This is a genomic window from Acidovorax sp. GW821-FHT10E03 (assembly GCF_059415205.1).
Map to the genome: position 1 here is coordinate 208,813 of NZ_JBWKMU010000013.1, position 23,889 is coordinate 232,701.

General features: G+C 66.0%; 24 protein-coding genes. All 24 read left to right on the plus strand.

The window, feature by feature from the left end:
• Window positions 1-20: 20 nt before the first annotated feature.
• The 24 genes from AC07OD_RS22555 (at window position 21) to AC07OD_RS22670 (ending at window position 23,802) form a co-directional block, all read left to right on the plus strand.
• Window positions 21-935 carry a branched-chain amino acid ABC transporter permease gene (locus AC07OD_RS22555; RefSeq protein WP_494598069.1) on the plus strand — a complete coding sequence of 305 codons (915 nt, stop codon included), beginning with the start codon at window positions 21-23 and terminating at the stop codon, window positions 933-935.
• The gene (livM, locus tag AC07OD_RS22560) at window positions 935-2,245 is read left to right on the plus strand and encodes a high-affinity branched-chain amino acid ABC transporter permease LivM (protein WP_494598070.1); all 1,311 of its coding nucleotides are present in this window, start codon (window positions 935-937) and stop codon (window positions 2,243-2,245) included. The genes AC07OD_RS22555 and livM overlap by 1 nt, the downstream gene beginning before the upstream one ends.
• The gene (locus AC07OD_RS22565; protein WP_494598071.1) at window positions 2,242-3,108 is read left to right on the plus strand and encodes an ABC transporter ATP-binding protein; all 867 of its coding nucleotides are present in this window, start codon (window positions 2,242-2,244) and stop codon (window positions 3,106-3,108) included. The genes livM and AC07OD_RS22565 overlap by 4 nt, the downstream gene beginning before the upstream one ends.
• Window positions 3,108-3,830, plus strand: a complete 723-nt coding sequence (locus AC07OD_RS22570; protein ID WP_494598107.1) for an ABC transporter ATP-binding protein — start codon at window positions 3,108-3,110, stop codon at window positions 3,828-3,830. Before AC07OD_RS22565 ends, AC07OD_RS22570 begins: the two co-directional genes overlap by 1 nt.
• Window positions 3,831-3,870: 40 nt before the next feature.
• Complete coding sequence (locus tag AC07OD_RS22575; RefSeq protein WP_494598072.1) at window positions 3,871-4,620, plus strand: electron transfer flavoprotein subunit beta/FixA family protein; 750 nt, start codon at window positions 3,871-3,873, stop codon at window positions 4,618-4,620.
• Window positions 4,621-5,553, plus strand: coding sequence for an electron transfer flavoprotein subunit alpha/FixB family protein (locus AC07OD_RS22580; RefSeq protein ID WP_494598073.1), 933 nt, complete (start codon window positions 4,621-4,623; stop codon window positions 5,551-5,553).
• 125 nt (window positions 5,554-5,678) lie between these two features.
• On the plus strand, window positions 5,679-6,119 hold the full coding sequence (locus AC07OD_RS22585; RefSeq protein WP_494598074.1) for a MaoC family dehydratase: 441 nt from the start codon (window positions 5,679-5,681) through the stop codon (window positions 6,117-6,119).
• Window positions 6,120-6,151: 32 nt separating this feature from the next.
• Window positions 6,152-7,843, plus strand: coding sequence for a class I poly(R)-hydroxyalkanoic acid synthase (phaC, locus tag AC07OD_RS22590; protein WP_494598075.1), 1,692 nt, complete (start codon window positions 6,152-6,154; stop codon window positions 7,841-7,843).
• 36 nt (window positions 7,844-7,879) lie between these two features.
• The gene (locus AC07OD_RS22595) at window positions 7,880-9,127 is read left to right on the plus strand and encodes a polyhydroxyalkanoate depolymerase (protein ID WP_494598076.1); all 1,248 of its coding nucleotides are present in this window, start codon (window positions 7,880-7,882) and stop codon (window positions 9,125-9,127) included.
• Between the two features lie 85 nt (window positions 9,128-9,212).
• Window positions 9,213-10,400, plus strand: coding sequence for a beta-ketothiolase BktB (bktB, locus tag AC07OD_RS22600; protein WP_494598077.1), 1,188 nt, complete (start codon window positions 9,213-9,215; stop codon window positions 10,398-10,400).
• A gap of 24 nt (window positions 10,401-10,424) precedes the next feature.
• The gene (locus AC07OD_RS22605; RefSeq protein WP_494598078.1) at window positions 10,425-11,312 is read left to right on the plus strand and encodes a LysR family transcriptional regulator; all 888 of its coding nucleotides are present in this window, start codon (window positions 10,425-10,427) and stop codon (window positions 11,310-11,312) included.
• Between the two features lie 267 nt (window positions 11,313-11,579).
• Entirely contained in the window at window positions 11,580-13,580 is a 2,001-nt protein-coding gene (locus tag AC07OD_RS22610; RefSeq protein ID WP_494598079.1) for a conjugal transfer protein TraG, read from the plus strand.
• The gene (locus AC07OD_RS22615; RefSeq protein WP_494598080.1) at window positions 13,577-14,050 is read left to right on the plus strand and encodes a CopG family transcriptional regulator; all 474 of its coding nucleotides are present in this window, start codon (window positions 13,577-13,579) and stop codon (window positions 14,048-14,050) included. Before AC07OD_RS22610 ends, AC07OD_RS22615 begins: the two co-directional genes overlap by 4 nt.
• A complete protein-coding gene (trbB, locus tag AC07OD_RS22620) occupies window positions 14,034-15,062 on the plus strand; it encodes a P-type conjugative transfer ATPase TrbB (protein WP_494598081.1) in 1,029 nt (342 codons plus the stop codon). Before AC07OD_RS22615 ends, trbB begins: the two co-directional genes overlap by 17 nt.
• Window positions 15,059-15,391 (plus strand): TrbC/VirB2 family type IV secretion system protein, encoded by a 333-nt coding sequence (locus AC07OD_RS22625; RefSeq protein WP_291477573.1) that lies wholly within the window; start codon window positions 15,059-15,061, stop codon window positions 15,389-15,391. The genes trbB and AC07OD_RS22625 overlap by 4 nt, the downstream gene beginning before the upstream one ends.
• Window positions 15,388-15,645: a VirB3 family type IV secretion system protein gene (locus AC07OD_RS22630; protein WP_494598082.1), complete on the plus strand. Its 258-nt coding sequence runs from the start codon at window positions 15,388-15,390 to the stop codon at window positions 15,643-15,645. Before AC07OD_RS22625 ends, AC07OD_RS22630 begins: the two co-directional genes overlap by 4 nt.
• Window positions 15,646-15,655: 10 nt before the next feature.
• Window positions 15,656-18,091, plus strand: a complete 2,436-nt coding sequence (gene trbE, locus AC07OD_RS22635) for a conjugal transfer protein TrbE (protein ID WP_494598083.1) — start codon at window positions 15,656-15,658, stop codon at window positions 18,089-18,091.
• Window positions 18,092-18,103: 12 nt separating this feature from the next.
• Entirely contained in the window at window positions 18,104-18,874 is a 771-nt protein-coding gene (gene trbJ, locus AC07OD_RS22640) for a P-type conjugative transfer protein TrbJ (RefSeq protein ID WP_494598084.1), read from the plus strand.
• Window positions 18,875-18,881: 7 nt separating this feature from the next.
• Window positions 18,882-19,187 (plus strand): EexN family lipoprotein, encoded by a 306-nt coding sequence (locus tag AC07OD_RS22645; RefSeq protein WP_494598085.1) that lies wholly within the window; start codon window positions 18,882-18,884, stop codon window positions 19,185-19,187.
• Window positions 19,184-20,545, plus strand: a complete 1,362-nt coding sequence (gene trbL / locus AC07OD_RS22650; RefSeq protein ID WP_494598086.1) for a P-type conjugative transfer protein TrbL — start codon at window positions 19,184-19,186, stop codon at window positions 20,543-20,545. Before AC07OD_RS22645 ends, trbL begins: the two co-directional genes overlap by 4 nt.
• Window positions 20,546-20,571: 26 nt before the next feature.
• Window positions 20,572-21,279 (plus strand): conjugal transfer protein TrbF, encoded by a 708-nt coding sequence (gene trbF / locus AC07OD_RS22655; protein WP_494598087.1) that lies wholly within the window; start codon window positions 20,572-20,574, stop codon window positions 21,277-21,279.
• Complete coding sequence (gene trbG / locus AC07OD_RS22660) at window positions 21,276-22,289, plus strand: P-type conjugative transfer protein TrbG (RefSeq protein ID WP_494598088.1); 1,014 nt, start codon at window positions 21,276-21,278, stop codon at window positions 22,287-22,289. The genes trbF and trbG overlap by 4 nt, the downstream gene beginning before the upstream one ends.
• 2 nt (window positions 22,290-22,291) lie before the next feature.
• Window positions 22,292-23,581 (plus strand): TraB/TrbI/VirB10 family type IV secretion system protein, encoded by a 1,290-nt coding sequence (locus tag AC07OD_RS22665; protein WP_494598089.1) that lies wholly within the window; start codon window positions 22,292-22,294, stop codon window positions 23,579-23,581.
• Window positions 23,578-23,802 (plus strand): DUF2274 domain-containing protein, encoded by a 225-nt coding sequence (locus AC07OD_RS22670; protein ID WP_494598090.1) that lies wholly within the window; start codon window positions 23,578-23,580, stop codon window positions 23,800-23,802. The genes AC07OD_RS22665 and AC07OD_RS22670 overlap by 4 nt, the downstream gene beginning before the upstream one ends.
• Window positions 23,803-23,889 lie beyond the last annotated feature (87 nt).

Genomic DNA, 23,889 nt, shown 5'->3' on the forward strand with positions numbered 1-23,889 from the left:
TTCACGCCTAGGAAACCACCATGTCGCAATTCATGCAGCAAGCGATCAACGGGCTGACGCTCGGATCGCTCTACGGCCTCATTGCCATCGGCTACACGATGGTGTACGGCATTCTCGGGATGATCAATTTCGCGCATGGAGACATCTACATGCTCGGCGCGTTCATCTCTCTGACCGCATTCACGGTGTTGGCAGCCGCCGGCATCACTTCAGTTCCGTTGGCGCTGTTCCTGGTGCTGCTGGCGGGGGTTGTATTCACCGCGGGCTACGGCTGGGCCGTCGAGCGCGTTGCCTATCGGCCCTTGCGCGGATCGACCAAGCTCGCGCCGCTGATCTCGGCGATCGGCGCTTCGATATTTCTGCAAAACGGCGTTCAGCTGTTGCAAGGCGCACGCATCAAGCACCTGCCGCCGCTCTGGGAGGGCGGCTTCGAATTCCTCGGTAGCGGCGCGGACTCCGTTCGCATTTCCTACGTGCAGTTGCTGATCATCGTCACCACTGCCGTGCTGATGGTCGGGTTCACCTGGATGATCACGCGCACTTCGTTCGGCCGGCGCCAGCGAGCCTGCGAGCAGGACCAGGGCATGACGCGGATTCTGGGCATCAACGTCGACCGCACGATCTCGATGACCTTCATGATCGGCGCCGCGCTGGCCGGCGTTGCCGGCCTCCTGGTGACCCTGTACTACGGCGTGATTGACTTCTACATCGGCTTTCTCGCCGGGGTCAAAGCCTTCACCGCAGCAGTGCTTGGGGGAATTGGCTCACTGCCCGGCGCCATGCTCGGAGGACTGCTGATAGGCCTCATCGAGGCGTTCTATGCGAGCTACTTCTCGGCCGAGTACAAGGATGTGGCGGTCTTCGCCATCCTGATTCTCGTGCTGGTTTTCCGCCCCTCTGGCCTCCTTGGCCGTCCCGAAGTGGAGAAGGTCTGATGCTTCCGATAACCAAAGACAAAGGGAGCCAGCAGCGCTGGCTCGCAGATGCGGGGCTGGCCTCGCTGATCGCCTTCCTCCTTGGCGTTCCGTTCGTCGGGCTGACGACGGTCGATGTGGGCGGGCATCTCCAGATCCAGACCCGATGGAGTTGGCTGGTCGTGGCGGCGGTGGCCGTCTTCGCGGGCCGCTTGGTGGTGCGCTGGCTGTTCGAGCGGCAAGGCAAGGGCCGCGGCAAGACATCGGCGCCGGCGGTCGTCGCTCTGCGCGCAAGCCGAGGCACGACACTGGCGGGCGCCTTCGCGCTGGGCGTGGCAGTGGTGTTGCCGTTCGTGTTCCATGACAACCGATATGTCGTCGACACGGCGACCACTGTCCTCATCTACATCATGCTCGGCTGGGGGCTCAACGTGGTGGTCGGGCTGGCTGGGCTGCTGGACCTGGGCTACGTCGCCTTCTATGCGGTCGGTGCCTACACGTATGCATTGTTGGCGACCCAGTTCGGCTTCTCCTTCTGGTGGTGTTTGCCGATAGCTGGCGTAGTCGCGGCCATTTTCGGCGTGCTGCTCGGCTACCCGACACTGCGGCTGCGCGGTGACTATCTCGCCATCGTGACGCTCGGGTTCGGCGAAATCATCCGCCTGGTGCTGTTGAACTGGACAGAGTTGACCCATGGTCCGGACGGCATTTCATCGATTCCGCGTCCCACTCTGTTCGGGTTGTCCTTCGCCCCGCCGGGGGACTTGCCGACTTTCGCTAGCGTGCTGGGCGTCGAGTACGCCGCTTGGCATCGCACGGTCTTCCTGTATCTCGTGATCCTTGGTCTCGCGCTGCTGACCAATTTGCTGGTCCTGCGGCTTCGGCGCCTGCCGATCGGACGGGCGTGGGAGGCCATGCGTGAGGACGAGATCGCGTGCAAGGCGTTGGGCATCAACGTAACCAACGTCAAGCTCTCTGCGTTCGCGCTCGGGGCTACGCTGGGCGGCTTCGCGGGGGTCTTCTTCGCGGCGAGGCAGGGTTTCATTTCTCCGGAGAGCTTCACGTTTGCAGAGAGCGCGGTGATCCTGGCGATCGTCGTGCTCGGTGGCTCCGGTAGCCAGTTCGGTGTGGTGCTGGCCGCATGCATGCTGGTGCTGCTGCCGGAACTCGGTCGTAACTTCAGCGAGTACCGCATGCTGCTCTTCGGCGCGGCGATGGTGGCCATTATGGTCTGGCGGCCAGGTGGTCTGCTTGCCGAACGGCGCGCGACCCTGAGTGCGGCACGCGAGGAACGCGGTGTTGCGATGCAGCAGGTGGGGGTGCCGACATGAGCCCATCCGCGCCCGCACTGCTCGAGGTCAGCCACCTCACCATGCGCTTCGGTGGCGTGACTGCGATCGACAATCTCTCCATGTCGGTCCAGGACCGAGAGATCACGTCGATCATTGGTCCAAACGGCGCTGGCAAGACGACGCTGTTCAATTGCCTGACCGGCTTCTATCGGCCCACATCGGGCACGGTCACGATGCGGCACGCGCTGCGCGGGCTCCTGCGGCTGGAGGGCTTGCCCAGCCACGAACTGGCGCGCTCGGCGCAGATCCTGCGCACATTCCAGAACATCCGGCTGTTCCCAAAGATGACGGTGCTGGAGAACCTGATCGTGGCCCAGCACAACATTCTGCAAGACGCCAGCGCCTTCTCGTTCGCAGGGCTGCTCGGCCTGACGCGCTATCGGAACGCAGAGGAAGACGCCGTGCAGACCGCCTTGGCGCTGCTGCGACGGTTTGATCTCATGGCCCAGGCGGACTCGCCTGCAGGAGGGCTGGCCTATGGGGTGCAGCGCCGCGTGGAGATCGCGCGCGCCATGGCCGCACGGCCACGCATCCTCTGTCTTGATGAGCCGGCCGCCGGCCTCAACCCCAGCGAATCCGCGGCGTTGAATGACCTTCTGCTGAGCTTGATCTCAGAGGAGAGCATTGCCGTACTGCTGGTTGAGCATGACATGGATGTCGTGATGAAGGTTTCCCAGCGGGTCGTCGTACTGAACTATGGCCGCAAGATCGCCGAGGGGACTCCCCTTGAGGTTCAGAACGATCCCCACGTCATTGCGGCCTATTTGGGTGAGCCGGACGAACCTGATGAGGTGGACCACAAGGAGAAAAGTACAGGCGTTTCCGAGGAGGCCGAGGCATGATGCTGGAACTCAAGAACGTGCATGCGCACTACGGCCCCATCCAGGCGCTGCGTGGCATTGACCTGCGGGTTCGCGAAGGAGAGATCGTTACGCTCATCGGAGCCAACGGTGCCGGCAAATCGACACTGATGACGAGCATCTTTGGGGCGCCCCGCATTTCCTCGGGACAAATCCTGTTTCGCGGGCAGGACATCAGCCGCGTCCCGTCGCACAAGGTGTCTCAACTGGGTATCGCCCTGTCGCCCGAGGGCCGCAGGATCTTTCCGCGGATGACGGTGATGGAGAACCTCAGGCTTGGCGCTACTTTTGTTGATCCGCAGCACTTCGGCTCGGACCTCGAACGGGTGTTCGCGCTGTTTCCCGTCCTGGGTGAGCGTCAGCAGCAGCGGGCCGGCACCCTGTCCGGAGGCGAGCAGCAGATGTTGGCGATTGGCAGGGCGCTTGTGAGCCGACCACGGCTGTTGATGCTCGACGAACCTTCGTTGGGGCTGGCACCGATCTATATCCGAAAGATTTTCCAGATTGTTCATGAAGTGAATCGCACCGACGGCATGACCGTTCTGTTGGTCGAGCAGAACGCACACCATGCGCTGCGGCTTGCAGACCATGCCTACGTTCTTCAGCATGGAGAAATCGTGCTGTCTGGCACGGGCACCGAACTGCTCAATAGCCCGGAGGTCAAGGCGGCCTATCTCGCGGGCACCCATACCGAGCCCGCGTGATTCGGACCGTGCATACAAACAACTTATCGCAGAAGCTGTCATGAATATCCTGGTTTGCGTCAAGCGCGTGGTGGACTACAACGTGAAGGTCCGCGTGAAGTCGGACAACACGGGTGTGGACATCGCCAACGTGAAGATGAGCATGAACCCCTTTGACGAAATCGCCGTCGAAGAGGCCGTGCGCCTGAAAGAAAAAGGCCTGGTGACCGAAGTCATCGCAGTCTCCTGCGGCGTGGCCCAGTGCCAGGAAACCCTGCGCACCGCCATGGCCATCGGAGCCGACCGCGCCATCCTGGTGGAAACCGACGTCGAACTGCAGCCCCTGGCCGTGGCCAAGCTCCTGAAGGCCCTGGTGGACAAGGAGCAGCCCTCCCTCATCATCCTGGGCAAGCAGGCCATCGACGACGACGCCAACCAGACCGGCCAGATGCTGGCGGCCCTGGCTGACCTGCCCCAGGCCACCTTCGCCAGCAAGGTCGAGCTGTCTGCCGACAAGGTCAGCGTGACGCGTGAAGTGGACGGCGGCCTGGAAACCCTGGCCTTGACCCTTCCAGCGGTCATCACGACCGACCTGCGCCTGAACGAGCCCCGCTACGTCACCTTGCCCAACATCATGAAGGCCAAGAAGAAGCAACTCGATACCGTCAAGCCCGAAGGCCTCGGTGTCGACGTGGCTCCGCGCCTGAAGACCCTGAAGGTCACCGAGCCCGCCAAGCGTGGCGCGGGCGTGAAGGTGGCCGACGTGGCCGCCCTGGTCGAGAAACTCAAGAACGAAGCGAAGGTGATCTAAATGTCGGTACTCGTTATTGCTGAACACGACAACGCGTCCATCAAGGGCGCCACCCTGAACACCGTGACCGCCGCCGTGGCCTGTAGTGGCGACGTGCACGTGCTGGTCGCCGGCCACAATGCAGGCGCTGCCGCAGCCGCTGCGGGCCAGATCGCTGGCGTCGCCAAGGTCATCCATGCAGACGCGCCCGGCCTGGAACACGGCCTGGCAGAAAACGTCGCCGCGCAAGTCCTGGCCATCGCCTCGAACTACAGCCACATCCTGTTCCCCGCCACCGCCAGCGGCAAGAACGTGGCGCCCCGCGTGGCCGCCAAGCTCGACGTGGCCCAGATCAGCGACATCACCAAGGTGGTCGCCGCCGACACCTTCGAGCGCCCCATCTACGCGGGCAACGCCATTGCCACCGTGCAAAGCGCCGACAGCGTGAAGATCATCACCGTGCGCACCACCGGCTTTGACGCCGCAGCCGCTACCGGTGGCTCGGCCGCCGTCGAAACCGCCGCCGCCACGACCGACGCCGGCAAGAGCAGCTTCGTGGGCAGCGAGATCGCCAAGAGCGACCGCCCCGAACTGACCGCCGCCAAGATCATCGTCTCCGGTGGCCGGGCGCTGGGCAGCAAGGAAAAGTTCGACGAAGTGATGACCCCGCTGGCCGACAAGCTGGGCGCGGCCCTGGGCGCCAGCCGCGCCGCGGTGGACGCGGGCTACGCCCCGAACGACTGGCAAGTGGGCCAGACGGGCAAGATCGTGGCGCCCCAGCTGTACATCGCAGCGGGTATCTCGGGAGCCATCCAGCATTTGGCGGGCATGAAGGACTCCAAGGTGATCGTGGCGATCAACAAGGACCCCGAAGCACCGATCTTCAGCGTGGCTGATTACGGGCTGGAAGCGGATCTGTTCACGGCCGTTCCAGAACTGCTCGAACTGCTGTGAGCGCGGGGGCTGTGCCTTGAATACACAAGAAGCCGTCCTTACCGATTTCCCTCGCAGCCATTGAAGCTGCGGTCGGCGGCTCTTGTCTATTCCTGCACATAGCTCGAAGCAAACGAGAAGAACCCATGAATGATTTGAATGGCTACGATTTCGAAGACCTCGCGCCCGGGATGAGCGCGAGCTTCGCAAAGACCATTACCGAAGCGGACATCGTTCTCTTCGCGGGCGCCTCAGGCGACAACAACGCAATCCATCTCAACGAGGAGTTTGCCCAGAGCACGGCCTTCAAGGGCCGGATCGCCCACGGGATGCTGACCGCAAGTGTGATCTCCGCCGCGATCGCGGGCAGGTTGCCTGGACCGGGTACGGTGTACTTGGAGCAGAACCTGCGTTTTAGGGCGCCGGTCCGTCCGGGAGACACGGTGCACGCGACGGTGACCGTGAAGGGACTGATGCCGGAGAAGCGCCGAGTCACGCTGAGCACCGTCTGCTCAGTCCATGGCCGCACCGTGATCGAGGGCGATGCCCTCGTCATGCCAACGTCGCGTGCCGCACGGGCGGGTTGAGGTCCTAGCGCAGGAACCCCGAGATCAAGCACATGACCTTGCCCTTCAACGTTCCGGATGAATACGTCCAAGGCCTGCTGAAGGCCAGCCAGAATCTGTGGCAAACGTGGGCGGGAGCGAGCGTGCCGTCGACGGATGGCGCAGGCGCGGCGGCAATCGCGCGGGCGCAGGGGCGCTACTGGCAGCAGCAGACGAATCTTTGGACGGGCCTGCTCGCTGCCGGCCGGGCGCAGGAACCGGTGATCACGCCCGGGCGAGGGGACAGGCGCTTCCAGGGCGAGCCGTGGCGTGATCACCCGTGGTACAGCCTGCTCAAGCAGGCCTACTTGCTGAATTCGCAGCTGCTCGACGACATGGTGGAAAGCGTCGATGCGGACGCGAAGCGGAAGCACAAGCTGCAGTTTTTCGTGCGCCAGTTCATTGAATCTATGAGCCCAGCCAACTTCGCAGCGAGCAACCCTGATGCGCTTCAGGTGGCCATCGAAACCCAGGGGGGCAGCATCGGAGCCGGTCTAAGCAACCTGCTGGAGGACCTGAGGCGCGGGCGCATCTCGATCACGGATGAGTCTGCCTTCGACGTCGGGCACAACGTTGCCGTTTCGAAGGGCTCCGTTGTGTTCGAGAACGCGCTGATCCAGCTCATTCAGTATGCCCCGATGACAGACAAGGTGGCCGCCAGACCGCTGGTGATCGTCCCGCCATGCATCAACAAGTTCTACATACTTGACCTTCAGCCGGAGAACTCGTTTGTGCGGTTTGCCTGCGAACAGGGGCTGACGGTGTTCCTGGTGTCTTGGCGCAACCCGGACGCGTCACTGGGCGGCACGACGTGGGACGACTACCTCGAACTGGGTGCGATGAAGGCCATCGAGGTTGCACTGGCCATCAGCGGGGCAGACAAGGCCAATGCACTCGGCTGGTGTGTGGGCGGCACCATCCTTTCTTCGGCCCTGGCGGTGATGCGCGCGCAGGGCGACAAGAGCGTTGCCAGTCTTTCGCTCTTGACGACGATGCTCGACTTCAGCGAGCCGGGGGATCTCGGAGTGTTCATTGACGAGCAGGGCGTGACGCAGCGCGAGTTGACGATCGGCCGCGGTGGCATCTACCCGGGCAAGGAACTGGGCTTCGTGTTCCAGTCGCTGCGTGCCAATGACCTGATCTGGCCGTATGTCGTCGACAACTACCTGAAGGGGAAGAAGCCACCGGCCTTCGACCTCCTTTACTGGAATGCCGATGCGACCAACTTGCCGGGGCCAATGTACTGCTGGTACTTGCGCAACATGTACCTCGAGAACAATCTGCGCCAGCCGAACAGGCTGACGATGTGCGGCACGCCGGTAGATCTTGGCCGCATCGATATGCCTAGCTATGTGTTCGCGGCGCAGGAGGATCACATCGTCCCCTGGAAGTCGGCCTATCGCACCACGCAGTTGATCGGTGGCAAGTCGCAGTTCGTGCTCGGCGCCAGCGGACACATCGCCGGCGTCATCAACTCCGCGTCAAAAAACAAGCGCTCGTACTGGACTCGGGGGTTGCAGGGTGACGATGCACAGGCGTGGATCGACAGCGCGCAGGCCATGCCTGGCAGCTGGTGGACGCACTGGGCTGGATGGCTGAAGCAACACGTGGGCAAGCCCGTACCGGCGCGGTCGCGGCTTGGAAGTGCAAAGTTCAAGCCGCTGGAGTCTGCGCCCGGACGGTACGTTCGTGCGCGAGTGGACTAGACCTCGCGCAGCCGAGGGATTGGAGAGGTGTTAACCATGATCTATCAGTTATACGAATCGCAGCGCGCGCTGATGGGGCCGTTCGCCGAGTTTGCCGGTGCGTTCTCGAAGTTGTACCGCCACTCGATGTCACCGTTCAAGCATGCACCGATGGCCCCGCGGGCTGCGGCAGCGTTCGATCTATTGCACCGACTGGCCAGGGAATACGAAAAACCGGCGTTCGGGATCACAAGCGTCGACGTTGGAGGGACGGAGGTCGCGGTCAAGGAACAGGTGGTGTTGAGCCAGCCATTCTGCCGGCTATTGCGCTTCAAACGGTTTACCGATGATGCGCCCGCTCTGGAGAGCATGAAAGCGCAGCCTACCGTGTTGCTGGTCGCACCGCTGTCGGGACACCACGCATCGCTGCTGCGTGACACAGCGAGGAGCCTGTTGCAAGATCACAAGGTCTACGTCACGGACTGGATCGACGCACGCATGGTGCCGCGGGAGGCGGGGTCCTTTCACCTGGGCGACTACGTTCGCTACGTGCAGGAATTCATAAGGCACATCGGCCCCGATGTTCACGTGGTCTCGGTGTGCCAGCCGACCGTACCGGTACTGGGTGCCGTGTCGCTGATGGCGACCCGCGGCGAGAGGACTCCCCGGACGCTGACGCTGATGGGAGGGCCGATCGACGCGCGCAAATCACCGACGAAGGTGAATGCCTTGGCAACCAAGAGGAGCTACGCCTGGTTCGAACACAACCTGATTTACCGGGTGCCGGAGAACTATCCCGGTGCAGGGCGGCGCGTGTATCCGGGCTTCCTGCAGCATCTTGGCTTCGTCGCGATGAATCCGGATCGCCACCTCAGTTCGCACTACGACTACTTTCTTGATCTGGTGCGAGGCGACATAGAAAGCGCCGAAGGCCACCGAGAGTTCTACGACGAATACAACGCCGTCCTCGACATGTCGGCAGAGTACTACCTTGAGACGATCAAGACCGTGTTTCAGGATTTCGCGCTCAGCAACGGCAGCTGGGTCGTTGACGGTGCGCCGGTGCGGCCGCAAGACATCATCGGCTCGGCGCTGCTGAGCGTGGAAGGAGAGCTCGACGACATTTCTGGCGCTGGGCAAACCCATGCGGTACACGATTTGTGCACCGGCCTGCCGGCGGCGATGCACCGGCGCTGTGACATCGCGGGTGCCGGGCACTACGGCATCTTCGCGGGCCGGCGATGGCGCGAGCAGGCGTACCCACAGGTGCGTAACTTCATCGCTCAATTCGACGCAGGCAGGTGATGCTCTCAGGAGAGTGGGCCGGCTGGTCTGTGCAGACATTTGGGATTTGTTCGGATTTTTGTCCTGCTCGAAATGGAGTAATGCTATGAACTCTCGTGAAGTCGTCGTCGTTTCCGCAGTGCGCACCGCCATCGGCACCTTTGGCGGCAGCCTCAAGGACGTGCCCCCCACCGAGCTGGGCGCGCTCGTGGTGCGCGAATCGCTCGCGCGTGCCAACGTGGAAGGCAAGGACGTGGGCCACGTGGTGTTCGGCCACGTGGTCAACACCGAGCCCAAGGACATGTACCTCTCGCGCGTGGCCGCCATCCACGGCGGCTGCGGCGAAGGCACGCCCGCCTACAACGTCAACCGCCTGTGCGGCTCGGGCCTGCAGGCCATCGTCAACGCCAGCCAGTCCATCCTGCTGGGCGACACCGACGTGGCCATTGGCGCCGGCGCCGAGAACATGAGCCGCGTACCCTTCGCAAGCCTGAACATGCGCTGGGGCGCCCGCATGGGTGACACCAAGATGGTGGACATGATGATCGGCGCGCTGCATGACCCCTTCCACAACATCCACATGGGTGTGACGGCCGAGAACATCGCCGCCAAGTGGGGCATCAGCCGCGAAGACCAGGACAAGCTGGCGGTCGAGAGCCACAACCGCGCAGAACGCGCCACGCAGGCTGGCCTGTTCAAGGACCAGATCGTGCCCGTCACCTTGAAGAGCAAGAAAGGCGACGTGCAATACGCCACCGACGAGCACTTCCGCCCCGGCGCCACGATGGACGACCTGGCCAAGCTCAAGCCCGTGTTCATCAAGGAAAACGGGACGGTGACGGCCGGCAACGCCTCCGGCATCAACGACGCAGCCGCCGCCGTGGTGCTGATGGAAGCCGGCGCCGCCAAGGCCCGTGGCGCCAAGCCGCTGGCACGCCTGGTGGCCTATGCCCACGCGGGCGTGGACCCCAAGTACATGGGCATCGGCCCCGTGCCCGCCACGCAGCTGGCATTGAAGAAGGCGGGCCTCACCGTCAGCGATCTCGACGTGATCGAAGCCAACGAGGCCTTTGCCGCCCAGGCCTGCGCCGTGACCAAGGACCTGGGCCTGGACCCCGCCAAGGTCAACCCCAATGGCTCGGGCATTTCGCTGGGCCATCCCATTGGCGCGACCGGCGCGCTCATCACCGTGAAGGCCATCCATGAACTGCAACGCGTGCAGGGCCGCTACGCGCTGGTGACGATGTGCATTGGCGGCGGCCAGGGCATCGCCGCGATCTTCGAGCGCATCTGATTCTGAGCTTTTGGCACGGCGCAAATGATCGAACTGCGGCATCTGCGCTACTTCATCGCCGTCGCCGAAGAGCTCAACTTCCGCCGCGCGGCTGAGCGTATCCACATCGACCAGACCCCGCTGTCGCGCACCATTCGGGACCTGGAGGAGCGTTTGGGCGTGACGCTCTTTGTGCGAATGCCGCGCAGGCTGCAACTCACCCCCGCCGGCGCCAAGCTGCTCGACCAAGCGCGCGGACTCTTCATCCGTCTGGAGCGCACCAAGCGTGTCGTGCGAGAAACCGATGCCCGTCACCGTGAGCCCCTGCGCATCGGCGTGGACGACAGCACCGCTCAACCGAAGCTGGCCGAATGCCTCGCCCGATGGCAGACGGTGTCTGCTGGCATCTCCATCGAACTCGCGGAAATGCGCACGACGGAACTGCTCGCCGCCCTGCGCAGCGAGGAGGTGGACGCGGGCTTCTCCTTTGGCCTGCCGGACGACGAAGCCATCGCCCAGCAGCCGGCCTGGACAAGTCCGATCGTTGCGCTGTTGCCGCTGGCCCATGAACTCGCTGCGCGCGAGGTGATTTCCCTGGCCGAGCTGTTGTCTTTCCCCGCTATCGCCTGCAATGCTGCCTACCACCCAGGACTTTGTCAGCAGATGGAGGCAATATTTCGGCGGTATTCCGTGGCTCCGACGATCGCCGGCGAGGCGCGCTCATTGACCGGCTACCTCACCCGCGTGGCCGCTGGGCATGGCGTCGGTGTGGCAGATGCCGATCACATGCAAGCACTGCGGCGAACGGACGTCGTGGTTGTGCCCCTCGCCGAGCCGATCCACTTCACGACCTACGTGCTGCACAAGCACCAGCCCAACGGCCTGCCCGAAGCGCTGCAACGATTCCTTACCCACGCCACCACTTTGCATTGATCGTTACGGTAGGCGTTTCCAGCGTCTCGCGCGCCGCGCCAACGGCCATGGACGATCAGGGACACCGCTGAAATGCTCCCCAGCGTGACAGCCTGAAGGCTTGCGCCTTCAGAAGCAAAAAGGAGTCGCGAGCCAGCCAACCCCGCCAGCGTACGCCGCGACACGCCCCAACGGGTGTGCCCCGCGGCGGTTCGATTCCAGACTTGATGCGTGCGTGCCGCAGTGGCACCTGCGCGCTGGAACCCATACGCCAAGGAGGTGGCCCCTATGCCGACGGCAGCGACCGGCATCCTGTTCGGACAGATCTTTGTTGTGCTCGGCGTCGCCCTGGGCGGCGTGTGGACGGCCACGCAGTGGACGGCACACGCGCTGGGATATCAGCAAAGGCTCGGCCCCGCCTGGTTCGATGTTTCCGGCACACCGGTCTACGAACCCTGGAAGCTGTTCGAGTGGTGGTACTTCTACGACGCCTATGCGCCCAAGGTCTTCGAGCGCGGGGGAATCATCGCCGCCTCGAGCGGGATGCTGGCTACGGGCGCCGCGATCGCGATGGCAGTCTGGCGCGCGCGTCTTGCCAAGCGTGTCACGACCTATGGATCGGCACGCTGGGCTGAACCGGAGGAGATCGCCAAGGCAGGCCTGACGAAGCCGGCAGGCGTGTTCCTCGGCAGGACCTCCAACAAGGACAGCGCCTATCTGCGCCATGACGGCCCGGAGCACGTGATGGCCTTTGCGCCAACCCGCTCGGGCAAGGGCGTGGGCTTGGTCGTGCCCACATTGCTGTCCTGGCCCGGCTCCGCCGTGATCCACGACATCAAGGGCGAGAACTGGAATCTCACGGCCGGCTGGCGCAGCCGTTTCAGCCACTGCCTGCTGTTCAATCCCACGGACGCGCGGTCGGCCGCCTACAACCCATTGCTTGAAGTCCGGCGCGGCGGCCACGAGGTGCGCGACGTGCAGAACATCGCGGACATCCTGGTCGACCCCGAGGGCGCCCTGGAGCGCCGCAACCATTGGGAGAAGACCAGCCACGCCCTGCTGGTCGGCGCCATCCTGCACGTGCTCTACGCCGGCGAGGATAAGACCTTGCGCGGCGTCGCTAACTTTCTCTCGGACCCAGCGTGCCCTTTCGAGTTGACGCTGCACCGCATGATGACCACGAAGCATCTTGGCGATGTGCCACATGCTGTCGTCGCCTCGGCCGCGCGCGAGGTGCTCAACAAGAGCGAGAACGAACGCTCGGGCGTGCTGTCCACGGCCATGTCGTTCCTCGGCCTGTACCGCGACCCCACGGTTGCCGAAGTCACCTCACGCTGCGACTGGCGCATCGCCGATCTCATTTCTGCCGAGCACCCTGTTTCGCTTTACCTGGTCGTACCGCCCTCGGACATCAGCCGCACCAAGCCACTGATCCGCCTGATCCTCAACCAGATCGGCCGGCGACTGACCGAATCGCTCGACGGCTCAGACGGCATCGCGCGCCGGCACAAGCTGCTCTTGATGCTCGACGAGTTCCCGGCCTTGGGCCGGTTGGACTTCTTCGAGTCCGCACTGGCGTTCATGGCGGGCTACGGCCTGCGCGCCTTCCTGATCGCGCAGTCACTGAACCAGATCGACAAGGCCTATGGCCTCAACCACTCGATCCTCGACAACTGCCACGTGCGCATCGCCTTCGCGACCAACGACGAGCGCACGGCCAAGCGAATCTCGGAGGCCCTGGGCACGGCCACCGAGTTGCGCGCGCAGCGCAACTACGCGGGCCATCGCCTGTCGCCCTGGCTCGGCCACCTGATGGTCTCGCGCCAGGAGACGGCCCGGCCGCTGCTCACGCCGGGCGAGGTCATGCAGTTGCCGCCGCAGGACGCGGTGGTGATGGTCTCGGGGCATCCGCCGATCAAGGCCAGGAAGCTGCGCTACTACCAGGACCGGAATTTCACGGGCAGGGTGCTGAAGGCGCCGGTGCTGAGAGCCGGGGCGTATGCCGACCGGCCTGCGGCGCGGCCGGACGATTGGAGTGGGCTGGCGCCCTTGGCGGCTCCGGAAGCCAAGGCAGCAGGCGATACAGGCGGCTTTGCCGATGAGGGCGGGCACCAGCTCAAGCCTGAACTGAATATCGCACCTGTGCAGCTCGATGTGCCGGACGCCGGAGACCTGCTGGCACTCGACGACGAGGACGATGTGCCACTGCGGCCGCAGGATGTGGATCGGCAACTGATGCGCACCGCGCGGCTGGCCGCGCTGGATCCGGACGATGGGATCGCGCTATGAGCCGGGCACGGTTGAACATCTTCATCGAGCCGGAGCATGCCAAGTGCCTGGACCAGTTGGCGGTGCACAAGGGGGTCTCCAAGTCGGCCGTGATCGCGGCGGCGCTGGCCTCGTTCCTGTCGCCCGATGGAGGCGACCAGCGCGAGGCGGCGATGGCCAAGCGGCTGGACCGGCTCTCGCGCCAGTTCGATCGGCTGGAGCGCGACCAGAACGTGCTGATCGAGACGGTGGCGCTCTACGTCCGTTATTTCCTCACGGTCTCGATCCCGGTGCCCGAGGGGCAGCAGGACGCGGCCCGCGCGCAGGGCCGCGCCCGCTACGTCCAGTTCATCGAACAGCTCGCGCGCCATCTGCAGCGCGGGCGCAGCCTGGTGCGGGAAGTCCACGAGGACCTTGCACCCGAGGCCTCCACCGACTCCACAGCGCCTGTCGCCGAACCCGAGGAGGCCGACCTTGAGCCCAAAGCCTGAACCCAGCTCCGCGGACGCATCGCTGGCGCGGCGCATCCGCATGCTGCGCACGGCCATGGGGCCGGAGATCGCGGCCGCGCTCGAAGACCCCGAGGTGGTCGAGGTGCTGCTCAATCCGGACGGCTCGCTGTGGGTCGACCGGCTCGGCGCGGGCCGCTCGCCCACGGGCCACCATCTGCCCGCGCCCGTGGCCGAACGCATCATCCGGCTGGTGGCGGCCCATGTGCGCGCCGAGGTGCATGCGGGCCTGCCGATCCTTTCGGCCGAGCTGCCCGAGACGGGCGAGCGCTTCCTGGGCGTGCTGCCGCCCGTGGTGCGTGCCCCCACGTTCGCGATCCGCAAGCGGGCGCTGCGCATCCTGACGCTAGCTGACTATGTGGCAGATGGCGTGATGTCCGAGGCGCAGGCGGCGTTCTTGCGGCGTGCCGTGCGCGAGCGCCTGAACATCATGGTGGCGGGCGGCACCAGCACGGGCAAGACCACGCTGGCCAACGCGCTGCTTGACGAGATCGCGGACACCGGTGACCGGGTCCTGATCCTCGAAGACACGGTGGAACTGCAGTGCCGCAGTGACGACCACGTCGGCATGCGCAGCGAACCGGGCGTCACCACCATCGCCGACCTGGTGCGCGCCACCCTGCGCCTGCGACCCGACCGCATCGTGGTGGGCGAGGTGCGCGGCGCCGAGGCGCTGGACCTGCTCAAGGCCTGGGGCACGGGGCATCCGGGCGGCATCGCGACCGTGCATGCGGGGTCGGCCGCGGGCGCGCTCACGCGCCTGGAACAGCTGGTGCAGGAAGTCTCCGTGACCGTACCGCGCGCGCTGATCGCGGAAGCGGTCAACGTCATCGTCTTCATCGCCGGCCGGGGGCGAGCCCGGCGCGTGCGCGAGATCGCACGCGTCATCGGCTGCGACGGCCAGGGCTACCAGCTCGACACCTCGCTCGGGCCTGCATTCCCTTTGATTTCTTCATCGCCTTCACCTTCATCCACCTCAGGAGAACTGTCATGACGCATCCCCGTATTTCCGTAAAACCGTATTTGCAGGCCGCTGCTGTGACCGCGCTGCTGCTGGCCGTCGCGCTGCCCGCGCAGGCCGCCGGCTCCAACATGCCCTGGGAGGCGCCGCTGCAGTCCATCCTCGAATCGATCCAGGGGCCGGTCGCGCGCATCGTCGCCGTGATCATCATCATTGCCACGGGCCTGACGCTGGCGTTTGGTGACACCTCGGGCGGTTTCCGCAAGCTGGTGCAGATCGTCTTCGGGCTGTCGATTGCCTTCGCGGCGTCGAGCTTCTTCCTGTCGTTCTTCTCGTTCTCGGGCGGGGCGGTGCTGGCATGAGTGCGCCAGGCTTCGAGGTGCCGCTGCACCGGTCCCTGACCGAGCCCATCCTGCTCGGCGGCGCGCCGCGCACCGTGGCGATCGCCAATGGCACGCTGGCCGCTGCGGTCGGGCTCGGGCTGCAGTTGTGGATTCCGGGCCTGGTGCTGTGGATCGTCGGGCATTCGCTCGCGGTCTGGGGCGCGCGCATGGATGCGCAGTTCATGCAGGTGTTCGCGCGGCACATCAAGCAGCGGCAGCTGCTGGACGTGTGAGGACCACACCATGATGTCCCTCACGGAATACCGGCAGCGGCCGGCCCTGCTGGCCGACTGGCTGCCCTGGGCCGGCCTGGTCGCCCCCGGCGTCGTGCTGAACAAGGATGGTTCGTTCCAGCGCATGGCGCGATTTCGGGGGCCGGACCTGGACAGCGCGACGCAGGGCGAACTGATCGCCACCTCAGCGCGGCTCAACAACGCGCTGCGGCGCCTGGGGTCGGGCTGGGCACTGTTCGTGGAGGCCGAGCGGCGCGGGGCGGCGGACTATCCGGAGTCGGTGTTTCCGGAGCCGCTGTCCTGGCTGGTCGACGAGGAGCGCCGTGCCGCGTTCGAGGAAGACGTCAGACACTTCGAGAGCAGCTACCACCTGACCTTGCTCTACCTGCCGCCGGAGGAGGCCCGGGCGCAGGCCTCCCGGCTGCTGTACGAGAACAATCGCGCCGAAGGGGTGGACTGGCGCGAACGACTGGACGCCTTCGTGGCCGAGTCGGAGCGTTTTCTCGGGCTGCTGGACGGGGTGATGCCGGAGACCGGTTGGCTCGACGATGCCCAGACGCTGACCTACCTGCATGCCTGTGTGTCCACGCGCCGGCATCCGGTGGCGGTGCCTGAGGTGCCGATGCACCTCGATGCGCTGCTGGCCGATGAGCCGTTGACGGGCGGGCTGGCGCCGATGCTTGGGACGCGGCATCTGCGTGTGCTCACGGTGCGGGGTTTTCCGACATCGACCTGGCCGGGGATTCTGGATGACCTCAACCGCCTGGGCTTTGCCTACCGCTGGAGCACCCGTTTCCTGTGTCTGGACAAGGCTGAGGCGGAGAAGGAACTGGTCCGGCTGCGGCGCCAGTGGTTCGCCAAGCGCAAGAACATCGTGGCCTTGCTGCGCGAGACCATCTTCCAGCACGAGAGCCCGCTGGTGGACTCGGATGCGTCCAACAAGGCGGCCGATGCCGATGCGGCTCTGCAGGAGCTGGGCAGCGACCAGGTCGCCTTCGGCTACGTCACCGCCACGGTGACGGTGCTCGATGCCGATGCGACCGCGGCCGACGAGAAGCTGCGCGCGGTGGAGCGGACCATCCAGGGACGGGGCTTTGTGACGATCCCCGAGTCTTTGAACGCGGTCGAGGCCTGGCTGTCCTCAATCCCGGGCCATGCCTACGCCAACGTGCGCCAGCCCATCGTTTCGACGCTGAACCTCGCGCACATGATGCCGGTATCGGCGGTCTGGGCAGGCCAGGAGCGCAATGCGCACCTGGACGGGCCACCGCTGATCGTGACGCGCACTGATGGCGCCACGCCGTTCCGGCTGGTCACGCACATCGGTGACGTGGGCCACACCCTGGTGGTCGGTCCCACCGGCATGGGCAAGTCCGTACTGCTCGCCACCCTGGCGCTGCAGTTCCGGCGCTACGCCGGCTCGCGCGTCCTGGCCTTCGACATGGGGCGCTCGATGCGCGCCACCATCCTCGGGCTGGGCGGCGAGCACTACGACCTAGGCAAGGGGGTGGAGGAGGGCGGGGAGATCGCCTTCCAGCCGCTGGCCCGGATCGACCAGGAGGGCTACCGCGCCTGGGTATCCGAATGGATCGAGGGCCGGCTCCGGCACGAAGGCGTGGCGGTCGGACCGCCCGAGAAGGATGCGGTGTGGTCTGCGCTCAACAGCCTGGCCAGCGCGCCGGTGGAGCAGCGCACGATGACGGGCCTGTCGGTGCTGCTGCAGAGCAATGCGCTGCGCCAGGCATTGCAGCCCTACGTGCTGGGTGGAGCCCACGGCCGCCTGCTCGATGCCGACCACGACCGGCTGGGCTCGGCCGCCGTGCAGGGTTTCGAGATGGAAGAGCTGATGCACAGCAAGGCTGCCACGCAGGCCGTGCTGTCCTACCTGTTCGCGCGCTTCGACGAGCGCTTCGATGGTGCTCCGACCCTGCTGATCCTGGACGAAGCCTGGCTGTTCCTGGACGACCCGGTGTTCGCGGCGCGCATCCGCCAGTGGCTCAAGACGTTGCGCAAGAAGAACGTCTCGGTGATCTTCGCGACGCAGAGCCTGGCAGACATCAAGGACTCGACCATCGCGCCGGCCATCGTGGAGAGCTGCGCCAGCCGCATCTTCCTGCCCAACCCGCAGGCGACCGAGCCGCAGATCCGCGTGATCTACGAAGGCTTCGGGCTCAACGGGCGGCAGATCGACATCGTTGCCACCGCACAGCCCAAGCGCGACTACTACTACCAGTCGCGGCTGGGCAACCGGGTCTTTGACCTGGGACTGGGGCCGGTGGCGCTGGCTTTTGCGGGCGCTTCGTCGCCCGAGGACCAGCGGGCCATCGATGCGGTCTCCGGTTCCGTTCCACCTTCGGACTTCGCGGCCGCCTGGCTGCGCCATCGCGGCCTTGACTGGGCCGCCGACCTCATCCCTTCGTTTCCACCGTTTCCATCCACCACCTGAAGGAGCACTGCCATGAATCCCAAATCTTCATTGTTCAAGCCCAGGCTGGCCGCACTGGTCGCCGCGGGCGCGATCGCTTTCGGCGTCGCGCCGCCGGCGCATGCGCTCTTTGGCATCGGCGACATCGTGTTCGATCCGTCGAACCTGGCGCAGAACATCATGACGGCCGCCAACACGCTGGAGCAGATCAACAACCAGATCCAGCAGCTCCAGAACGAGGCGCAGATGCTCAGGAACCAGGCGAGGAACCTGAGGGGCCTGGATTTCAGCGCGCTGTCGGAACTGAAGGCGGCGCTGTCGGCCACGAACCAGCTGATCCAGCAGGCGCAGGGACTGGCCTTCAACGTGCAGCAGATGGAGGGCGAGTTCAAGCACCTCTATCCCGAGTCGTACACCGCAGCCATTTCGGGCACGCAGATGGCGACCGACGCCCGTGCGCGCTGGAAGCAGTCGCTGGAGGCATTGCGCACCGCGACCCAGGTGCAGTCCCAGGCGGTGCAGAACTTCGCGGCCGACGAGCGCATGCTGACCGACCTCGTGAACCGCAGCCAATCGGCCGTGGGCGCCCTGCAGGCGATGCAGGCCACGAACCAGTTGCTGGCGCTGCAGTCGCGCCAGGCGATGCAGGCGCAGCAGCTGCAGATCACGCAGGACCGGGCCGTGGCGCTGGAGCAGGCGCGCCAGGTGGCGGTGCAGGAGCGGGCGCGCGAGGTGCGGCGGCGCTTCATGGGGACCGGTACGCCGTACACGCCCTATACCGTGAACTTCTACGGCAATCCGTGAGGCCGCCATGAACAGGATCCTCTTTGCCTTCGTTATGGGTTCCGCACTGGTACTGGCCGGCTGCGGCAAGCTGGAACCCGCCCAGCCCATCGAATCGGTCGAATCGCTGGTGGCGAACCCGGACCGGCTGAAGGACCTGCGCGCGCAGTGCAAGGCCGACCACACCAAGGTCGGCGACGCGCAGTGCAACGCAGTGGCCGAGGCCACGCGCCAGCGCTTCATGCGCGCTGCGCCTTCGCCGTATGCGAACGATCCGGTGCGGCCCCCGCCGCCGCCCGCGCCGACACCAGCGGCGAAGGACGGGCCGCCATGAACGACGTCGCGGTCATCGACCGCTTCCTCGATGTGTTCTCGCGCTACATCGACTCGGGCTTTGGCCTGCTGGGTGGCGAGGTGCGCTTCCTCACGGCCACGCTGGTCGTGATCGACATGACGTTGGCCGGCCTGTTCTGGGCCATGAGCCATGCCTCGGGGCAGGGCGACGATGTGATGGCCAAGCTCATCAAGAAGGTGCTCTACGTGGGCGCCTTCGCCTACATCCTGGGCAACTTCAACCGGCTGGCGGGGATCGTCTTCAACTCCTTTGCCGGACTGGGGTTGACGGCCTCGGGCTCGGCCCTTTCGCAGGGCCAGTTGCTGCAGCCGGGCCGTCTGGCGCAGGTCGGCATCGAGGCCGGGCGGCCGATCATGGCGCAGATCAGCGACATGACGGGGTTCCCCGACGTGTTCGCCAACCTCGACACCATCGCCGTGCTGTTCCTCGCGTGGCTGGTGCTGATCGTGGCCTTCTTCGTGCTCGCGGTGCAGCTGTTCGTGACGCTGCTGGAGTTCAAGCTCACGACGCTCGCGGGCTTCGTGCTGGTGCCCTTCGCGCTGTGGAACAAGACGAGCTTCCTGGCGGAGAAGGTGCTGGGCAACGTGGTGTCCTCGGGCATCAAGGTGCTGGTGCTGGCCGTGATCGTGGGGATCGGCTCGGGGCTGTTCGCCGAGTTCCGCACACCCCCCGGTGCTGACCCGAGCATCGACCATGCGCTGGTGGTCATGCTCGCGGCGCTCGCGATGCTGGGCCTGGGGATCTTCGGGCCGGGCATCGCGACCGGGCTGGTGTCCGGGGCACCGCAGCTCGGCGCCGGTGCGGCTGCGGGCACGGCGCTGGGCGCCGCGGGCCTGGCGGTTACCGGTGGTGCGGCCGTGGCGGGCGCGGGGTCCGCAGTGGCTGTGGGTGCACGCATGGCGCCCGGTGCAGCGCGCTCGGCCATCGGCGGTGGAGCCTCTGCGGCGCGGACCGCTCAGGCCGTGGCTGGTGGTGCGAAGTCGGCCTACCAGGCCGGCGCTGCCGCGTCAGGCGCCAGCGGACTTCGCGCGGCCGGTGCCGGCGTGGCCAATGTCGCGAAGACAGGGGCGGGCGCCGTGGGCCAGCGGGTCGCGTCCGGCGCCAAGGTCATGAAGGAGCGCGTGGCGGACTTCGTCTCCGAGGCCGCTGCGCCTGCGACTGCTCCCTTGGATGCCGGCGATTCCAGCCCTCCGCCCGCCGAGCCCGCATGGGCCCGGCGCATGCGCCACAGGCAGCAGGCGAGCCATGCCGCCACGACGGCGATCCATGCGCTGCGCTCGGGCGATCACGGCGGCAGCGGTGCCAGCCCGAGCCTGCATGACAGCTCGAACACCTGAATCGATTTCCTGAAGGAGAGGCATCCATGCGATTCAAACGACCCCAGGTGCGGTACTCGAACACGCCCGAGCCCGTCACCCCGTACCAGGCTGCAGGGCAGGTCTGGGACCAGCGCATTGGCTCGGCCCGCGTGCAGGCGAAGAACTGGCGGTTGATGGCCTTCGGCTGCCTGTCGCTGGCCCTGCTGATGGCCGGCGGTCTGGTCTGGCGTTCGGCGCAGTCCATCGTGACGCCCTATGTGATCGAGGTGGACCAGGCCGGGCAGGTGCGCGCGGTGGGCGAGGCGGCCACGCCCTACAAGCCCAGCGACGCGCAGATCGCCTTCCACCTGGCGCGCTTCGTCACCGATGTGCGCTCGCTGTCGATCGATCCCATCGTGGTGCGGCAGAACTGGCTCGAGGCCTACGACTACACCACGGACAAGGGGGCGGCCACGCTCAACGACTACGCGCGCGCGGCCGATCCGTTCTCGCGCATCGGGCAGCACTCGGTCACGGTGGCCGTCAACAGCGTGGTGCGCGCCAGCGATGCCTCGTTCCAGGTGCGCTGGACCGAGCGGCGCTACGTGAACGGCGAGGCGGCCGGGCTGGAGCGCTGGACCGCGGTGCTGTCCATCGTGCTGCAGGCACCGCGCAGCGAGGAGCGGCTGCGCAGGAATCCACTGGGTATCTACGTCAACGGCCTGTCGTGGAGCCGGGAACTCGAAACCGCCGAAGGAGTGAAGAAGCCATGAAAACACAAAGCCGTATTTGCGTCTTGCCGCCGATCCTGCTTGCCGCGTTGCTCGCGGGCTGCGCGACCGGAGGCAAGCCGCCGCCGGTGATCTCGCTCGACGAGCCGAAGCAGGAGAGGGCGGCGCAGCTGCGGCCGGAGGCGCCCACGCCCGTGGTGACAGTCGCCGTGCCGCAGCCGCTGGCCTTGCCGGGGCAGCTGAAACCGGTGGGGCGCGAGGCCGATGCGAAACCCGCGCCCGAGCCTGCCGACGAGAAGCTGCGCGTGTCCCGTGCCAACGAGGAGGCGCGCATCGCGCCGACGCGCGAGGGCTATGTCAACGCGATCCAGGTCTGGCCCTATGCCGACGGGGCGCTGTACCAGGTCTATGCGAGCCCGGGCCGCGTCACGGTCATCGCGCTGCAGCCAGGCGAGGAACTGGTGACGGTCTCGGCCGGGGACACGGTGCGCTGGATCGTGGGCGACACGGCCAGTGGCTCGGGCGCGGACCTGCGCGTGAACGTTCTCGTCAAACCCACGCGGGTGGGCCTGAAGACGAATCTCGTCATCACGACGAACCGCCGGACCTATCTGCTGGAGATGTCCGCGACGCCGCAGGCCTGGATGGCGTCGGTGTCCTGGGACTATCCGAAGGACCGCATGCTGGCGCTGCAGAAGCAGGCGCGCGAGGCGCAGGCCGGCACGCCGGTGGAAACGGGCATGACGCTGGAACAGATCCGCTTCCGCTACGCGGTCAGTGGCGATTCCCCGCCCTGGAAGCCGCTGCGCGCCTTCGACGACGGGGAGAAGGTCTACATCCAGTTCCCGGGCGGCATCGCGCAGGGCGAGTTGCCGCCGCTGTTCGTGATCGGGCCGCAGGGCGATGGGCAGTTGGTGAACTACCGGTTCCGTGCGCCGTACTACGTGGTGGACCGCCTCTTCGGAGCGGCCGAGCTTCGGCTGGGGGGCGACAAGGCCGAGGTGGTGCGCATCGAGCGCACGGATGGCGTGAGCGCGGCGCGGAGGAACTGAGCATGGGCACGACCGACATGCCGGAGGGTGCTGTTCCGCCTCTGCCGAAGGCCGATCCGCAGGCCATGACCTTGCGTGCTGCGCCGCGGCCCGTGACGCGGCTCAACCGCCGCATGCTGGCGGTACTGGTGGGCGGGATCAGTGGCGCCGTCCTGGGGGCCACGCTGTGGTCCTTGAGTCCGAGTCGCCGGGACCGCAGTGCCGGCACCGAACTGTTCAACGTGGACCGCATCGCGCGGGCCGAGGACCTGGAGCGGCTGCCGAAGGACTATGCCGGGCTGGCGCCGGCGCCGAAGGCCGCACCGCCGGTGTTGGGCGAGCCGCTGCCCGGCGACCTCGGGCCCGCCATCGTGAAGTCGCAGCAGCCGATGGAGATGCGGCCGCCGGGGGGCGGCATCGATCCGGAGCAGGCCGAGCGGCTGGCGGCCGAGGAGGCGGCGCGGTCGCCGGTGTTTTTTAGGCGCAGCGGCAACAGCGGTGGGGCCAGGCCGGCGGTGGCCGCTGCGGCACCGGCCGGGGCGTCTGCGTTGGCGGCGGGGAACCAGGTTTTCAATCCGATGGCGGTGGCATCGCCGCAGTCGGGTCCGGTCGATCCGACCGCGGTCCAGAACCGGCAGGAGGCGAAGGAGGCGTTTCTGGCGAAGGCGGGGGATGGCGAGACGCGCAATCCGGGCAGCCTGCAGTTGCCGGCGTCGCCGTACCAGGTCATGGCCGGGACCATCATCCCGGCGGCGCTGGTGACGGGCATCAAGTCAGACCTGCCGGGCGACGTGATCGCCACGGTGACGGAGCCGGTCTATGACACGGCCACCGGCAAGTACTTGCTGATTCCGCAGGGCTCGCGCATCTTGGGCAAATACAACAGCCAGGTGAGCTATGGGCAAAGCCGCGTGCAGATGGTGTGGAACCGGATCATCCTGCCCGATACCTCATCGCTGACGCTGGACAACCTCGTTGGCACCGATCCCGCCGGCTATGCCGGGCTGGAGGATGACGTGGATCGTCACTGGGGGCGCATCCTGGCCGGCGCGGCATTGACCACGCTGCTGGGTGTGGGGGCCGAACTGGCCGCGCCGGAAAACCGCCAGGATGGCAACCGCATCGTCATCGCTGGCCGCGACGGGCTGCAGGACAGCGTGAACCAGGTGGGCCAGGAGATGACCCGACGCAACATGAACATCCAGCCAACGCTGATGGCGCGGCCGGGGCTGCCGGTGCGGGTGGTTGTGGCCAGAGATTTGTCACTCCGGCCCTACCAGCCCTTGTTCTTTCAGCGTGGAGGTGCCCGATGAGCACGGCCAGAAAGTTGCGGCTCGGGCCGCTGCCGTCCTATGCCACCGTGAAGCTGACCTTCACGTGCTCGGCCAGCTTAAAGGCCGACCTCGACCGCTACGCCGGGCTGCACGCGCAGACCTATGGCGAAGCTGTCGATACAGCGACATTGATTCCGCACATGCTGGAGGCGTTCATGGCGAAGGACCGGGTCTTCCGGTCCCCGGCTCAGAGACGGTAGCCGTCGTCGCGACCTTCTTCCCCCTTCGATTAGGGTGGCGACAGCGAATTGGGAGCAGAAGTGGCCGATTCGCTGAACAGCGAAAAT

What these genes read in the sequence shown, in the direction of transcription:
- AC07OD_RS22555 (WP_494598069.1), top strand. Translation starts at nt 21, where the DNA reads ATGTCGCAATTCATGCAGCAAGCGATCAACGGGCTGACGCTCGGATCG.
- livM (WP_494598070.1), top strand. Translation starts at nt 935, where the DNA reads ATGCTTCCGATAACCAAAGACAAAGGGAGCCAGCAGCGCTGGCTCGCA.
- AC07OD_RS22565 (WP_494598071.1), top strand. Translation starts at nt 2,242, where the DNA reads ATGAGCCCATCCGCGCCCGCACTGCTCGAGGTCAGCCACCTCACCATG.
- AC07OD_RS22570 (WP_494598107.1), top strand. Translation starts at nt 3,108, where the DNA reads ATGCTGGAACTCAAGAACGTGCATGCGCACTACGGCCCCATCCAGGCG.
- AC07OD_RS22575 (WP_494598072.1), top strand. Translation starts at nt 3,871, where the DNA reads ATGAATATCCTGGTTTGCGTCAAGCGCGTGGTGGACTACAACGTGAAG.
- AC07OD_RS22580 (WP_494598073.1), top strand. Translation starts at nt 4,621, where the DNA reads ATGTCGGTACTCGTTATTGCTGAACACGACAACGCGTCCATCAAGGGC.
- AC07OD_RS22585 (WP_494598074.1), top strand. Translation starts at nt 5,679, where the DNA reads ATGAATGATTTGAATGGCTACGATTTCGAAGACCTCGCGCCCGGGATG.
- phaC (WP_494598075.1), top strand. Translation starts at nt 6,152, where the DNA reads ATGACCTTGCCCTTCAACGTTCCGGATGAATACGTCCAAGGCCTGCTG.
- AC07OD_RS22595 (WP_494598076.1), top strand. Translation starts at nt 7,880, where the DNA reads ATGATCTATCAGTTATACGAATCGCAGCGCGCGCTGATGGGGCCGTTC.
- bktB (WP_494598077.1), top strand. Translation starts at nt 9,213, where the DNA reads ATGAACTCTCGTGAAGTCGTCGTCGTTTCCGCAGTGCGCACCGCCATC.
- AC07OD_RS22605 (WP_494598078.1), top strand. Translation starts at nt 10,425, where the DNA reads ATGATCGAACTGCGGCATCTGCGCTACTTCATCGCCGTCGCCGAAGAG.
- AC07OD_RS22610 (WP_494598079.1), top strand. Translation starts at nt 11,580, where the DNA reads ATGCCGACGGCAGCGACCGGCATCCTGTTCGGACAGATCTTTGTTGTG.
- AC07OD_RS22615 (WP_494598080.1), top strand. Translation starts at nt 13,577, where the DNA reads ATGAGCCGGGCACGGTTGAACATCTTCATCGAGCCGGAGCATGCCAAG.
- AC07OD_RS22625 (WP_291477573.1), top strand. Translation starts at nt 15,059, where the DNA reads ATGACGCATCCCCGTATTTCCGTAAAACCGTATTTGCAGGCCGCTGCT.
- AC07OD_RS22630 (WP_494598082.1), top strand. Translation starts at nt 15,388, where the DNA reads ATGAGTGCGCCAGGCTTCGAGGTGCCGCTGCACCGGTCCCTGACCGAG.
- trbE (WP_494598083.1), top strand. Translation starts at nt 15,656, where the DNA reads ATGATGTCCCTCACGGAATACCGGCAGCGGCCGGCCCTGCTGGCCGAC.
- trbJ (WP_494598084.1), top strand. Translation starts at nt 18,104, where the DNA reads ATGAATCCCAAATCTTCATTGTTCAAGCCCAGGCTGGCCGCACTGGTC.
- AC07OD_RS22645 (WP_494598085.1), top strand. Translation starts at nt 18,882, where the DNA reads ATGAACAGGATCCTCTTTGCCTTCGTTATGGGTTCCGCACTGGTACTG.
- trbL (WP_494598086.1), top strand. Translation starts at nt 19,184, where the DNA reads ATGAACGACGTCGCGGTCATCGACCGCTTCCTCGATGTGTTCTCGCGC.
- trbF (WP_494598087.1), top strand. Translation starts at nt 20,572, where the DNA reads ATGCGATTCAAACGACCCCAGGTGCGGTACTCGAACACGCCCGAGCCC.
- trbG (WP_494598088.1), top strand. Translation starts at nt 21,276, where the DNA reads ATGAAAACACAAAGCCGTATTTGCGTCTTGCCGCCGATCCTGCTTGCC.
- AC07OD_RS22665 (WP_494598089.1), top strand. Translation starts at nt 22,292, where the DNA reads ATGGGCACGACCGACATGCCGGAGGGTGCTGTTCCGCCTCTGCCGAAG.
- AC07OD_RS22670 (WP_494598090.1), top strand. Translation starts at nt 23,578, where the DNA reads ATGAGCACGGCCAGAAAGTTGCGGCTCGGGCCGCTGCCGTCCTATGCC.